Origin of the sequence: Corynebacterium sp. (assembly GCF_030532325.1) — a bacterium.
Classification (GTDB): Bacteria; Actinomycetota; Actinomycetes; order Mycobacteriales; family Mycobacteriaceae; genus Corynebacterium.
In genome coordinates, this window is sequence record NZ_JAUNLS010000001.1 from 225693 (window position 1) to 240036 (window position 14344).

Consider the following 14344-nt stretch of genomic DNA (forward strand, 5'->3'; position numbering starts at 1 on the left):
GCCGATGGGGCGAGGGCAGGTTACTTGCTGTCCTCGGTGCCTGATTGCTGGGTGCCTGAGTGCTCGGTGCTGGATTCTGTGGTGCCGGACTTCTCGGTGCCGGGGGCGCTGTCAAGCGCGGCTTCCTCCCAGCTCTCCACCAGCTCCTGGATGTCCGCGTGCCCCAAGTCACGGGCCTCCTCCTCGGAGATATACTCGCCCGTCTCGTAGTCATAGGGCACGGGGTCGCCGTCCTCATCGGTGCGCACGTACCACTCCGTGACTTCCTCGGAGGTCGAGTCAAACTCGGCGCCGGTGGCGTACTCGGAATCATGAGCCGTCTCCTCCACCGTCAGGGCAAAGTCATCGCCGTGCTCGCGCACACCGTGGACCACCGCATTGGCCAGCGCCTGCTCCTCAAAGTGATGTCGGATCACCACCGGATCCGAGGAGAGCTCGCGCATCAACGCCACCACCATAAGCACAATAATGACCGCGAACGGCAAGGCGGTCACCGTAATGAAGTTCTGCAAACCGCGCAGCGCCTGGTCGCCGCCAGAGAGCAAGATGACCACCGCGATCCCGGCCATGCACACCACCCAGAAGATGGTGACCAGCTTGTTGGGCTGCGGGTTGCCGCGCTGGGACAGCTGCGAGTTCACGATGGACGCCGAATCCGCCGTGGTAATGAAGAACACCGCCAGCATCACGATGACCAATGGGGCAATCAGATTCGCCCCCGGCAGGTGATCCAGCACGATGAAGAAGATATCCTCAGCCGCCGGAATCGAATCAATCGTGCCATCCGGGGCGATGGGATCCGCCGAGTTGCGCTGCAGCCAGATCGTCGTGCCGCCCAGGATGGTAAAGGCCGCGACGATGATGATCGACGGGATGAAGAGCACGCCCAGCACGTACTGCTTGATGGTGCGGCCGCGGGAAATCTTGGCCACGAAGATGCCCACGAAGGGCGCCCAGGACACCCACCACGCCCAGTAGAACGTGGTCCACGAGGACAAGAAGGTCTCCATATCTTCGCTCTCCGCCATGTTGGCCGAGAGCATCTCCGGGGACGTCGAGATGTACTCCACGATCACCGAGGGCAGCATGTTGGCCAGGAAGGCCGTGGGGCCCACCACGAAGAAGAAGATGGCCAGCAGCAGGGCCAGGCCCAGGTTGATATTGGACAGCCACCGGATGCCCTTAGCCACGCCGGATACCGCAGAGATGATCGTGCCGATGGACAGCACCACGATGATGCCGATGGCCACCGCGTTGCCCTCCGCGGACCAGCCGGTGACCACGGTGACGCCGCGGCCGATCTGCAGGGCGCCGATGCCCAAGGAGGCCGCCGTGCCAAAGAGCGTGGCAATAATCGCCAGACCATCAATGATGCGCGCGGGCGTGGACTGCGTGCCCTTCGGCCCCAGGAAGGACTGCAGGATGGAACTCATCAGCGGCACACGCCCGCGGCGGTAGGACACGTAGGCCACCGCAAGGCCCACCACGGCATAGATAGCCCAGGCGTTGATTCCCCAGTGCATGGCCGCCTGCGCCAGTGCTCCCAACTGTGCTTCTGCCGACGCCGCCTCATAGGCCCCCGGGCGCGGGGACAGGTAGTAGGTCAGCGGCTCGTAGGGGCCGAAGAAGATGATGCCGATGCCAATGCCGGCGCCGAAGAGCATCGCCGCCCAACTCACCGTGGAGTACTCCGGCTCCTCGCCATCGAGCCCCAAGGGGATCCTGCCGAACTTAGAAAACGCCAGATACAGCAGGAAAAACAGCAGGCTGGCCGCCAGGATGGTAAAGACCCAGCCCAGGTTGGACATCACCCACGACAGCGCCGCCGAGGAGACATCAAAGACCTGCTGCGGGCGCGTGACACCCCACAGCACGAAGGCGATGATGAGCCCGCCGACGGTAATGAGGATGGGCTTATCGATGCTGTACTTGACCTTCTGTTCCTCAATCGAGACACCCGGCACCAACGCGGGGTGAATGTTGTGCGGGTAGACGATGTCCTTGAGGATGCGCCGCGCCCTGCGCGTGCGGCTTCGGCTCGCGACGTCCGGGGTGACGCTGTCTGGCTCTGTAATTCCGTGCGCATCGACGGAACGTGCGCCGGATTTCTTCCGCTCTTCCATTAATGCACCTATATTTTCTTCAGCTTTATCAGCTCTATGCCCCGTGCAGGGCTTTCTTACTCTGTACTCAGTACTGTGAACTTGGTTTAATTCGGCCACGCGCCGACGCGCCTATAGCCGATGGCTCCCCATTTGCGGGGAGCCATGCCACCCACCATACCTGGCGTTTTCCCTGAATACGGGCCTACCCACATTTTGACGCCACCCCCTGGCTGGTAAGTTCGCAGTGGTGAGATCCCCTGTACACGCACTTTCCACCCCTGTGTGGGTTCGGCCGCGTCTAGGGGACGTACTGCTCACCATCGCGGGTGCGGCACTCGCCCTTTTCTATTCCTTCAATGCCTCCTCAGCAGTGGGAATAGCGCAAGCAGTGCTGTCGTGGGCATTCATCCCCGGACTGTTGTGGTGGCGCACGCGCCCTGTCCCAAGCGCCGCGTGGCTCACCGTGTGTTTGGCCGGGTGGAGCATCACCTGGCTTGCCGCGCTGCCCGCCAACACCGGCTACTCACCGTGGCTGTTGGCCGCGCCGCTAGCGGTCTATAGCACCACGCGCCACAGCGCCCAGCGCAACGCCGGTGCGATTATGTACGCCGTGATGCTCGCCGCCAGCTTCCTCTCACCGGTGATGTGGCACATCGATCTCGATGATTTTTCCTTGCACTACCGCACGGGCACCCAGCTCGTCTTCGGCATTAGTTTCCACTGGCTGTTGCTGAGTGCTGTCTTTAGCCTGGCCCGCTACATGCGCCGCCAGGAGGAGGACCGTCGCGCCCGCGAGGCCGCGGCCCACCGGGAGGAGCGCCTGCTCATCGCCCGCGAGCTGCATGATGTGCTGGCGCATTCCCTCACGTTGCTCAAGGTGCAGGCCAACGCGGGCTTGGTGGCGGCGCGCGAGGAGCCGCAGGCCGCGCGCGAAGCCCTCGAGAATGTGCGAGATACCGCCGATGCTGCGCTTGGCGATGTCCGCTCCATCGTCCATGCCCTACGCGGCTCGGAAGGCAACGCCTCCTCCGCGGACCGCCAACCCACACAACAGCTGGCAGATCTTCCTGAACTCATTGCCGGATTCCGCGATGCCGGTTTGCTCGTCGCAGCCGATAGTGCTCCACCACCCTCGCCCCCACTGCCGGCACTGACGCAGTTGGCCGTGGTGCGCATCGTCTCAGAAGCCCTCACCAACGTCGTGCGGCACCAAGGTCCCGGCACCGAGGTTCAGATCAGTATCAACTACTCTCCTCAGGTGCGCATTGACGTCGAGTCCCGCACCACTCACCCCTCGCCCAGCGGCGCTCACGGCACCGGCAACGGATTGACTGGGCTACACGAGCGCGCGGAATCCCTCGGCGGAGCACTTTCCGTCTCAGGGGATGCCCACCACTTCCGCCTGTGTGCCACACTTCCTCCAGGAGCTCTGTCATGACTATCCGAGTTCTCCTTGCTGATGACCAAGCGCTGCTCGTCACAGCGTTGTCCACAATCCTCAACACACAGCCCGATATTGACGTGGTCAGCACCGCTGATAACGGCCGTGCTGCCGTCGCAGCCTGCCGTGAACATCTCGTTGACGTCGCTGTTCTCGACATTCGCATGCCGGGAATGGATGGCATCGCCGCGGCCCGCCTCATCCGGGCACAGCATCCCACGGTGCGCATCATCATCTTGACCACGTTTAATGATGATGGCTTGGTCCGCGAGGCACTCGAGGCCGGCGTTCACGGCTTTCTTCTCAAGGACGCCGACCCAGACCAGCTATGTGATTCAGTCCGCTGCGTCGCACGCGGCGAATCCGTGCTCGCCAGCGCAGTCACGGGCGGGGTGCTGGACGCGTACCGCGCAGCAATCGGCGGGCGCGGCGAGCTCAGCCCAGCCCAGCGCCAGGGGATCGCACAAATTACCTCCCGCGAGCGTGACGTCCTTCTGCTGGTGGGCCAAGGTGCAACCAATCCGGAGATTGCCGAGGCCCTCCACATCGCACCAACCACCGTGAAAACACATGTCTCCGCACTCATGAGCAAGCTGGCAGCTCGCGACCGGGTAGCACTCGTACTCACAGCGCTCAAGGCCGGCCTCCTACCGCGGTAGGAGAAGAAGCCTCAGAGTTTCCTCCGCCGCGCCGATGTGCTTCCTATGCGGGCAGCGCAGTGTTGACGCTATGGCTGAAAACAGAACGCATCCCACCCTCACTCTGTCTCACGTGGCCGCCGGCTACGGCTCCGATCCAATTCTCCAGGACATCTCGCTGGAGCTACGCGGCGGCAAGGTCTTTGCTCTGCTGGGCAGAAACGGCGTGGGAAAGTCCACGTTGCTCTCCACCATCGTCGGCCTGATCACTCCGACGGCAGGCCGCATTGCGCACACGGGGCATATTGGAGCAAGCATCAACGAGCCCGCCCTGTACGAGCACTTGAGTGCCCTCGACAACCTCCTCGTACATACGCGTCTTTTAGGGCTTCCCCGCGCTGAGGCCGGGCGCGCACTGCGCGTCGTAGGCCTAGACGCTCGCAGCCGCGCAAAGGTAAAGACCTTCTCCACGGGCATGCGGGCCCGCCTTGCTCTGGCACAAGCCATCCTGGGAGATCCGGAAATCCTCATCCTCGACGAGCCACACAATGGCCTTGATCCGCAAGGCATCGCCCAGCTGCGTGTCCTCCTTCGTTCGTGGGCACGCGAGGGGCGATTGGTTATCGTAAGCTCTCACCAGCTTGGTGAGGTCCTGCACCTCGCCGATGACGTAGCCATCCTCGCCGCAGGACGAATCAGCTACAGTGGACCGCTCGAAGAGCTGGCCCCAGAGGGCAACCTCGAAGAGGAGTTCTTCCGTCTATCCGCGCTGGAGGGCAGCCGTGCCTAGAACACGACAGCGCGGCAATGCACGTGCAACGATTCCGCTCAGCAACTATCTGCGCAGCGAACTTACCCGCGCTCACGGCTCGGCCTTGCAGTGGCTGCCGCTGCTCAGCCTCCCCCTCGCGTTGCTCACCTTCATTCTCGCACGCGTGACTGGCAGTGGAGGAGCGGAACGCTCCAGCGTCCTGCTGTGGCAGGCCATCTTCGTCACTGGTCTACTCGCGCCCCTCGCTGCGGTGTTTGCTTCCACTGCGGAGGCGCGCGAGAAAGCCGCGCACGGCGGCGGTATCTCCTACCGCGGGGTAAGTTCCTATCGGCTACGCCTCGCACGGTTCGTGGTGGTTGCGACCTCGATTGGCGCATTCTGCCTCATCAACTTTGGGCTCAGCGCTCTGGCTGCTTGTGGTGAAGCCCCACGCATCCTTCTCATCGGCGCGGTCTGCTGGCTGGCCATGAGCGCCATGGCTGGTTTCAGCGCAGCGGCCGCACGGCGTTGGGGCACGGTCCCTGCCTTGGTCGCGGCGGTGGTCTGGCAAGGGCTAAGCATCATTCCTTCCGTGGTGGAAGGACCACGGTGGTGGATCCTTCCCATGGCTTGGCCCATGCGGCTACTTTTGCCCCTCATCGGTGTGCACACGAACTCCACGCCTCTGGAGGAGGACGCCACATTGGCCACTGCCGACGCATGGGCGCCGTTGCTCCTGTGCCTACTGCTTGGTGTCTCCGGAGCGTGCAGTGCGATCTTCGCTTCCCCGCGCCACCCGCATAGCTCCCGGCGAACACGCGCTTCCCAGACAACTGATCTGTGCCTTGTCCCCGCTGTTCTCCGGAGGGCAGAGGCCGGGCCGCGTTACCCGCTGCGCGCTCTAGCGCCAGTGATACTGCATCCAGGAGTGCGCGCATGTTTGGTGCTCGCGGCGATATTAAGTGGGGCGATTGCCTGGATTTACCCCACCAAGTACGTCCAGGGCTGGTGTGTCTTTGGGCTCTTCCCGCTGGGTGCCGGGCTGCTGGCGGTGCTGGTGTGGCCGGTGCTCAAACCTGCCTGGGGGCTGCTGCGCACTGAATATCCCCATATAACGCAGAGCGTCCTGATCTTGTGCGCGCTCATTGTGGCAGCAGTAGTGTGCATGGGTTGGCTTCTGGGCCTCTCTTCCCCCGGAGCCGTGATGGCGCTGGCCACAACGTTGTGCTTCTTCCTCGCCGCAGTACTGTGCATGGTGAAGTGGGGAGCAGCAGTGACCCTGGCGCTGAGCATCATCCTCACGATTTTCTCCGCCACCATCGGCGGCGATGTGCTCGCGGATTCTGCGTTGTGGATCCTCGCTATGCCTGCGTGGCCGGAAATTGCCACCAGCGCCGCACGCTTCCCCATTGCCCTAGTCCTGAGCATCGCGATGAGTGCCGCCGCGTGGATTGGCGCATCCACACTGCTCCCCAAGCTACTGACGCGCTAACGAAAATCCCGCGAACCGCGCGAGAGCCACTCCCCCAGCGCCAGGGGCTCGAACTTATCGGCGCTCACGGTCACGGCGCCGGAGGCGTTGTGCACGATGCCCCGTACCACCAGCGCCTTCGATGTGCGGGCCAGCACCTTGTGGCGCTCCCACAGGCCGGGCGAGACCATGACGTTCATCAGCCCTGTCTCATCCTCCATGCCCAGAAACGTTACCCCGGAGGCCGTGCGCGGGCGCTGCCGGTGGGTGATGATCCCTGCGATGCGCACGCGGGTGCCGTCGGGGACCTCGTGGAGTTGGACGGCGGTGCGGATATCGTCGCGGTCGAGTGCTGCGCGCACCAGCTCCATCGGCTGGGCGTTGTGGGTAACACCGGATGCGGCGACGTCGGCAGCCATGAGCTCAAAAGCACTCATGCCCGGCAGCGCGGGGGCGTCAATGGCAGACAGCCCCGGCAGCATCCCGGCGCGCTCCGTGGCGGCCACGCCCGCCTGCCACAGCGCCTGCCGGCGGGTCACCCCAAAGCAGTCCAGCGCGCCGGCGGCGGCGAGGGCCTCGACGTGCTCGACGCTGAGATCGGCACGCCGGGAGAGATCCGCGATGTCGCTAAACGGGCGCTGCGCGGCCGCGGCCTCGATGCGCTCGGCGGCCTTCTCCCCCAGGCCATTGATGAGATTGAGGCCGAGGCGGATGCCGACGGCGTCGGTGGTGGGGGCGTCGCCAAGCCCGGCGCGAGGGTATTTCTCCGGGCGCGCCTGCGTGCCGGAGGCGTTGACGTCCAGCGGGAAGATGCGCACCCCGTGGCGGCGAGCGTCCTGGATGAGGGACTGCGGGGAGTAAAAGCCCATCGGCTGCGCGCGCAGCAGGCCCATGCAAAACTCCGCCGGGTAGTAGCGCTTAAACCACGCGGAAAAGTACACCAGGGAGGCAAAGGACTGCGAGTGGGACTCCGGGAAACCGTAGGCGGCGAAGGCGACGATCTTGTTCCACAGGCGGTCAGCCACCTCCCCCTCAATGCCGTTGGTGGCCTTGAGCCCATCGTAGAAGCGCTGCTTGAGCGCGGCCATCCGGGCAGGCGAGCGCTTGGAGCCCATCGCGCGGCGCAGATCATCGGCTTCGGCGCCGCTAAAACCGGCGGCGTCGACAGCAATCTGCATCAGCTGCTCCTGAAACAGCGGGATGCCCAGGGTCTTGCCCAGGGATTTCTCCAGCACGGGGTGGTCATAGGTCACCGGCTCGCGCCCGTCGCGGCGGCGCAGGTAGGGGTGCACCGAGCCGCCCTGAATGGGGCCGGGGCGGATGAGCGCGACCTCCACGACGAGGTCGAAGAAGACCCGCGGTTTCAGCCGCGGCAGGGTGGACAGCTGCGCGCGGGACTCCACCTGGAACACACCGACGGCGTCGGCCTGGCAGAGCATCTCGTAGACTGCTGGGTCCGCAAGATCCAGCTCCCAGAGGTTGATCTCCTCGCCGGTGGTCTCCCGCACCAGGTCGATCATGTGGTGCAGTGCCTCCAGCATGCCCAGGCCCAGCAGGTCGAACTTCACCAGGCCCGCCGCGGCGCAGTCATCCTTGTCCCACTGCAGCACCGAGCGGCCCTCCATGCGCGCCCACTCGGTGGGCACCACGTCGGCGATGGGCCTATCGCACAGCACCATGCCGCCGGAGTGGATGCCCAGGTGGCGCGGCTGGCCCAGGAATTGTTCCGCCAGCTTTTCCACGTCACTCGGCGGCTGACTCAGCCCCTTGGACCAAGAATCCGCCGCACCCTGCGGGTAGCCCAGGGCCCGGGCGGCGTCGCGGGTTGCACCCTTGCGGCGGTAGGTGATCACGTTGGCCACCTGAGCGGCGCGCTCGCGCCCGTGGGTGTCATAGACGTACTGAATGACCTCCTCGCGGCGGCCGGATTCGATGTCGATGTCGATGTCCGGCGGGCCGTCGCGGTCCGGGGAGAGGAAGCGCTCGAAGAGCAGGCCCGCGGAGATCGGCTCGGCGTTGGTGATGCCCAACGCGAAGCACACCGCGGAGTTCGCCGCCGAGCCACGCCCCTGGCACAGGATGTTTTCCCGCTTACAAAAATCCACCAGATCGCACACGATGAGGAAGTAGCCGGGAAAGCCCAGCTGCCCGATCACCCCCAGCTCGTAGCGGATCTGCTCCCAGGCGCGCTCGCGCACGTCTGCCGGCCGCGAGGCGTAGCGGCGCTCGGCGCGCTGCCAGGTGAGATGTTCCAGCCAGCTCATCTCCGTGTGACCTTCCGGCACCGCGCAATCCGGCAGGTTGGGGGCTAAGGCCTCCCAGGTAAAGGAGCATTCCTGCAACACCTGCACGGTCTCCGCGATGAGCTCGGGGCGGTCAGGCAGCATCTGCCGCATCTGCTCCCCGGAGCGCAGCCAGCCGGCACCCATGGGGTGCGCGCTGGGGGCGGCCTCCGCCACGGAAAGCCGCTGGGCAAGGGCCTGCTTGGCCGCGGCGAGGCGGGCACGCTGCCGGGTGGCGGCCGCGGGGCGGGCGGTGGCGATGGCCCGCATGTTGTTATATTTATCCAGCATGAGGTGGTGATCAGCGTCTTGTGGGGTCATGGTGCAGGCATACTCCAAAACCATGCTGTCTATTTTTATTCTTTCGAGCACATCATCGATTCGCTCCATCCACCGCCAGTCCAGCAGGAAGAGGCACTCCTCCTGTAGCTGCGCGGCGATCTCCTCCAGCGGAGGGTAGGCCACCCCGCCCTTCTCCCCGGCGTCCATGCGAGCGCGCGCGATGAGGCGCGAAAGCCGGCGGTAACCCTCCGGGGTGCGCGCCAGCACGGTCAGCGGGGCCGGGCCCACGCTGAGCTCCGCGCCAAAGACGGCGGGCAGGCCCACCGTGGCAGCGGCTTCCGCGAACTTCATCAGCCCGTAAAAGCCATCCCTATCTACCAGCGCCAAGCCCTCAAGGCCCAGCTCCACCGCGCGGGCCACCAGCTCCTCCGGCTCGGAGGCGCCCTGCAGGAAGCTATAGGAGCTCACGGCGTGCAACTCCGCAAAGGGCACGCTGCTGCGCCCGCGCCGCACGGCCCCGGCGGTGCCGGCCGCCTCCCCGCGGTGCGCCACCGGGACCGGCGTGGGCGTGGGCCTGCCAGATAGAATGCGCTCCACGCGCGACCACGGCAGCGCCGCTCCCCCATTGAATCTCATGCACCAACCATAGGATCGAACACCCGTTCCCGTCAAGACAGCTCGGGGCGGCGCGAAACTAGTAGACAAAGCGGTTCAATCATTGCTAGGTTTTCCCCAGCGCACCGCACAACACTGCATGAATAAAAGTGTGTGAATAAAACTGTGCCAACGAATTTTTAGTACCAGAAGGGACCCCGCCCACCATGAGCATTCGCCGCATCGTCGCTGCTGCGTCGGCAGCCGCCATCGCCGCCACCGGCCTGGCCGCTTGCTCCTCCGACTCGGAGGACTCCGCCAAGGAAATCACCAAGGAATCCACCATCCGCATTGGCACCACCGACGCCAACATGGAGGAGTGGTCGGTGTTCCAGGACCTGGCCAAGGAACAGGGTTACAACATCGAGCTGGAGAACTTCTCCGATTACAACACCCCCAACCAGGCGCTGGACCAGGGTGATCTGGAGGCCAACAAGTTCCAGCACCTCAAGTTCCTCGCCGAGTACAACAAGGGCAACGGCACCGACCTCGTCCCGCTGGCCGCCACCGAGATTTACCCGCTGGCCCTGTACTGGAAGGACCACAGCGACATCAAGGACATCGAGGGCCAGGAAGTCGCCATCCCCAACGACTCCACCAACCAGGGCCGCGCCATCGGCCTCTTGGTGCAGCAGGACCTCGTCACCCTCAAGGAGGGCACCGGCCTGACCCCGAGCCCACTGGACATCGACGAGAAGAAGTCCAAGGTCAAGGTCACCCCGGTGGATGCCGCCCAGACCCCGGCCGCCTTCGGCGAGGGCAAGCCCGCCGTCATTAACAACTCCTTCCTGGAGCGCGCGGGCATCGACCCGAAGTCCGCCGTGGCCCAGGATGATCCGAACTCCACCGAGGCCGAGCCCTACATCAACGTCTGGGCCGTGCGCTCCGAGGACCTGGACAACCAGACCCTCAAGGAGCTGGCCGAGCTGTGGAAGGACAAGTCCGTGGAAGAGGCCATCCTGCGCTCCTCCGGCGGCACCGCCGTTCCGGTTGAGCGCCCCCAGGAAGAGCTGCAGGAGATCCTCGACCGCCTCGAAGAGCAGGTCTAAAGCACCATGAAGCTTCAACGCATCGCGGCGGCCTTCGCCGCCAGCCTGGTCACGCTCGGCGGCCTGAGCGCGTGCTCCTCGGCCTCCTCTGAGGTCTCGGCGGGCACGGCGGAGGATCCGATCATCATCGGCACCACCGACGCCGAGCTGCCCGAGTGGGCTGTGCTCAAGGATCTCGCCTCCGAGGAGGGCATCGAGATCGAGATGAAGAGCTTCACCGACTACGCCACCCCCAACCAGGCTCTGGCGGAGGGCTCCACCGATACCAATAAGTTCCAGCACCTGAAGTTCCTCGCGGAATACAACGTGGGCAACGGCACCAGCCTGGTGCCCATCGCCGCCACGCAGGTCTACCCGATGCCGCTGTTTTGGAAGGGACACACGGACATCACGGGCATCGAGGGCCAGGAAGTCGCCATCCCCAACGACTCCACCAACCAGGGCCGCGCCATCAACCTCCTGGCCGCCAACGGCCTGCTCACCCTCAAGGAGGAGGGCAAACTCACCCCCGACCCCGCCGACATCGACGAGGCGAAGTCCACGGTGACGGTCCTTCCGGTGGACGCTGCGCAGACCCCCTCGGCCTACGGCGAGGGCAAGCCGGCCATCATCACCAACTCCTTCTTCAAGCGCGCGGGCATCGACCCCACCACGGCCGTGCTTTCCGACGACCCCGAGAACCCCAAGGCCGATCCCGCCATCCTCTTCGACCCGTACATCAACGTCTGGGCCGTCCAGGAAAAGGACAAGGACAACGAGAAGATCAAGAAGCTCGCCGAGCTCTACCTCTCCGACGAGGTCAAGCAGGCCGTGCAGGACACGACGGGTGGCACCACCATCTTCGTGGACACCCCGCAGGCCGAGCTCCAAGAGATTCTGGACCGCCTCGAGGACGAGGCCGCCAAGTAACGTGCGTGCACATCCCCCCGCCCACAGCTGGTGGCCGGGGGTTTCGTCCGTCACCAGCCACCTACTCATCACAGTCTAAGGACATCCTTCGAAGTGACATCACCATCGCAGAGCAAACTTCCGCAGAGCAAACCTCAACCCCGCCAGGGCACCCGGATCGAATTCCGCAACGTCACCAAGGTCTTCAAGAACAAGAAGACCACGACGACCGCCCTTAACGAGGTCTCCCTGACCGTCGAGCCCGGCGAGATCATCGGCATCATCGGTTTTTCCGGCGCCGGCAAGTCCACGCTCGTGCGCATGATCAACGGCCTGGATAAGCCCACCTCCGGTCAGCTGCTGCTCGACGGCACCGACATCGTCCCGCTGCCCGAGTCCAAGCTGCGCGGAATCCGCCGCAACATCGGCATGATCTTCCAGCAGTTCAACCTCATGACCTCGCGCACCGCGGCGGGCAACGTGGAGTACCCGCTGCAGCTGGCTGGCGTGCCCAAGGCAGAGCGCAAGAAGCGCGCCCAGGAGCTGCTCGAGTTCGTCGGTCTGGGTGACAAGGGCTCAAACTACCCGGAGCAGCTCTCCGGCGGCCAGAAGCAGCGCGTCGGCATCGCCCGCGCCCTGGCCACCAACCCCTCGCTGCTGCTGGCCGACGAAGCCACCTCCGCCCTCGACCCCACCACCACCCGCGAGGTCCTCGACCTTTTGCGCAAGGTCAACCGCGATTTCGGCATCACCATCGTGGTCATCACCCACGAGATGGACGTCGTGCGCTCGATCGCCGACAAGGTCGCGGTCATGGAGCACGGCCGCGTCATCGAATCCGGCAGCGTCTACGAGGTCTTCTCCAACCCGCAGACCGAGGTCGCCTCCAAGTTCGTGGCCACCTCCCTGCGCAACACCCCGGACGTCGTCGAGGCCGATGACCTGCTCGCCCACGAGGGCCGACTGTTCACCATCAACCTCACGGAGAGCTCCGGCTTCTTCTCCGCGGCCAGCACGCTGGCCGAGCGCGGCGTGTCCATCGCCGTCGTGCACGGCGGCATCACCACGCTGCAGCGCCACTCCTTTGGCAAGATCACCGTCCGCCTCAACGGGCCTGACGACGCCATCGAGCAGTTCTACTCCACTCTGCAGACCACCACCGACATTGAGGAGATCCAACGATGACCACCACCTACCTCGCGGAAGCGAACTGGAACCGGCTCGGTGACACGCTTGTCGACGCCATCAAGGACACCCTCATCATGGTGGCCACCACCATGGTGCTCGCCGGCATCATCGGCCTCGTGCTGGGCATCCTGCTCTACACCACCCGCCCCGGCGGAATCCTGCAGAACAAGCCCATCTACGTCATCATCAACGTGCTGGTGAACTTCGTCCGCCCGATCCCCTTCATCATCCTGCTGGCCTTCGTGCAGCCGCTCACCGTGGCCGTGCTGGGCGGCTCGATCGGCCGCGGGCCAGCCACCTTCGTCATGGTCATCGCAGCCACCTTCGCCGTGGCACGCATCGTCGAACAAAACCTCGTGGCCCTAGATCCGGGTGTTATCGAGGCCGCGCGCTCCATGGGTGCTTCCCCGTGGAAAATCATCACCACGGTGATTGTTCCTGAGGCCCTCGGCCCCCTGGTGCTGGGCTACACCTTCCTGTTTATCGGCATCGTCGACATGTCCGCGATGGCCGGCTACGTCGGCGGCGGCGGCCTGGGTGACTTCGCCATCGTCTACGGCTACCGCGCCTTCGAGTGGGAGGTCACCGTGGTGGCCACCCTCATCATCATCGTGCTGGTGCAGGCCGCACAGTTCTTTGGCAACTGGCTCTCCGCCAAAATCATGCGCCGCTAACGCGGCAGGAATCACGCGCTGCTAACAGCCTTCGCCACCAACGCCGTCGAGGTCTTCGGCTCATCCCCACACGAGGAGATGGTGCCGGAGACCTCACGCGTATCCAGCTCCACGCTCCACGCGCGGCCGTCGGCATGGCGCACCGTCACGCGGCTTCCCGCCGCCGCGGCACCCTCCACCGGCTCGACGGTGAGATCCCCGTAGTACAGGGCCTCGGAGGCGTCGAGAAGCTGGCGGGCCACCGCCAACTCCGCCACCTGCCCGGCCGGGGAATACAGGCCGCACCCGCGGTTGGCCGGGTAGAAGTACTCCCCGCGCAGGCTGGCGCGCATGAGCTGGCGCCCCGCCTCGGCGTTGAGGCGGCCGAAGGAATAGCCCCACGGCATGAGCAACACCGAGGGCGCAAAACGGTGCCCCTTGGTGTGCGAGGTCTCCCACACGTTCTCCCCAAACTCCTCCGCCAACTCGGCGGCCAGCGGGCGGCCCTTGAGTGCACAGCACACATCGCGCTTGGCGTGGGTGCACACCAGCGTCAGCGGCAGGCACTCGCCCTCCGGGTGCTCCAGATCCAGGTCGAGGATCTCCTCCGGGGAGCGCAGAACATGCGCCTTGACCAGGCCCTCTTTCGCCCACACCACGAAGCAACGGTAGTGGCCGCAATCGCTATGACCCTGCCGGCCGGGGCGGCGGATAAGTTGCAGGGAGGCCGTGCCCAGCTTCTTCTTCAACGCAGCGGTGAGCTCTGGGCCGAAGGTATCGCCGTCAAGGACGTCGCGCGACCATCCCTTGGGCCACTCGAAGAGAACGTAGACCTCGGCCTTCTTAGCAGTGCCGGGCAGAGGCTCTACCTGAACGTCGGAGCAATGCGTCATGGCGGACAGTCTAGTCCACCGCGGGCCTGCGTCACTGCGTTCGCAACAA

The 14344-nt window shown here is 64.9% G+C and carries 11 protein-coding genes; 8 read left to right on the forward strand and 3 right to left on the reverse strand.

The window, feature by feature from the left end; all coding sequences use genetic code 11:
• Positions 1-20 precede the first annotated feature (20 nt).
• Positions 21-2123, reverse strand: a complete 2103-nt coding sequence (locus Q4E25_RS01080) for a BCCT family transporter (protein WP_303153060.1) — start codon at positions 2121-2123, stop codon at positions 21-23.
• Positions 2124-2493: 370 nt separating this feature from the next.
• Here Q4E25_RS01080 and Q4E25_RS01085 point away from each other — a divergent pair, with 370 nt between their 5' ends.
• The 4 genes from Q4E25_RS01085 (at position 2494) to Q4E25_RS01100 (ending at position 6427) form a co-directional block, all read left to right on the forward strand.
• Complete coding sequence (locus Q4E25_RS01085) at positions 2494-3543, forward strand: sensor histidine kinase (protein WP_303153062.1); 1050 nt, start codon at positions 2494-2496, stop codon at positions 3541-3543.
• Complete coding sequence (locus tag Q4E25_RS01090; protein ID WP_303153064.1) at positions 3540-4205, forward strand: response regulator transcription factor; 666 nt, start codon at positions 3540-3542, stop codon at positions 4203-4205. The genes Q4E25_RS01085 and Q4E25_RS01090 overlap by 4 nt, the downstream gene beginning before the upstream one ends.
• Positions 4206-4275: 70 nt before the next feature.
• Positions 4276-4974 (forward strand): ATP-binding cassette domain-containing protein, encoded by a 699-nt coding sequence (locus Q4E25_RS01095; protein WP_303153066.1) that lies wholly within the window; start codon positions 4276-4278, stop codon positions 4972-4974.
• Between the two features lie 889 nt (positions 4975-5863).
• Positions 5864-6427: a hypothetical protein gene (locus Q4E25_RS01100; protein WP_303153068.1), complete on the forward strand. Its 564-nt coding sequence runs from the start codon at positions 5864-5866 to the stop codon at positions 6425-6427.
• Here Q4E25_RS01100 and Q4E25_RS01105 read toward each other — a convergent pair.
• Positions 6424-9606, reverse strand: a complete 3183-nt coding sequence (locus Q4E25_RS01105; RefSeq protein ID WP_303153070.1) for an error-prone DNA polymerase — start codon at positions 9604-9606, stop codon at positions 6424-6426. The two genes, Q4E25_RS01100 and Q4E25_RS01105, sit on opposite strands and share 4 nt — an antisense overlap.
• Positions 9607-9791: 185 nt before the next feature.
• Between Q4E25_RS01105 and Q4E25_RS01110 the strand changes: the two genes are divergently transcribed.
• From Q4E25_RS01110 to Q4E25_RS01125, 4 genes are all read left to right on the forward strand, one after another.
• Positions 9792-10673, forward strand: a complete 882-nt coding sequence (locus Q4E25_RS01110; RefSeq protein ID WP_303153072.1) for a MetQ/NlpA family ABC transporter substrate-binding protein — start codon at positions 9792-9794, stop codon at positions 10671-10673.
• A gap of 6 nt (positions 10674-10679) precedes the next feature.
• On the forward strand, positions 10680-11582 hold the full coding sequence (locus Q4E25_RS01115; RefSeq protein WP_303153074.1) for a MetQ/NlpA family ABC transporter substrate-binding protein: 903 nt from the start codon (positions 10680-10682) through the stop codon (positions 11580-11582).
• 93 nt (positions 11583-11675) lie between these two features.
• Entirely contained in the window at positions 11676-12746 is a 1071-nt protein-coding gene (locus Q4E25_RS01120; RefSeq protein ID WP_303153076.1) for a methionine ABC transporter ATP-binding protein, read from the forward strand.
• Positions 12743-13423: a methionine ABC transporter permease gene (locus Q4E25_RS01125; RefSeq protein ID WP_303153077.1), complete on the forward strand. Its 681-nt coding sequence runs from the start codon at positions 12743-12745 to the stop codon at positions 13421-13423. The genes Q4E25_RS01120 and Q4E25_RS01125 overlap by 4 nt, the downstream gene beginning before the upstream one ends.
• Before the next feature lie 11 nt (positions 13424-13434).
• Here the strand turns inward: Q4E25_RS01125 and Q4E25_RS01130 are convergent, their stop codons facing one another.
• On the reverse strand, positions 13435-14295 hold the full coding sequence (locus tag Q4E25_RS01130) for a sucrase ferredoxin (protein ID WP_303153079.1): 861 nt from the start codon (positions 14293-14295) through the stop codon (positions 13435-13437).
• Positions 14296-14344 lie beyond the last annotated feature (49 nt).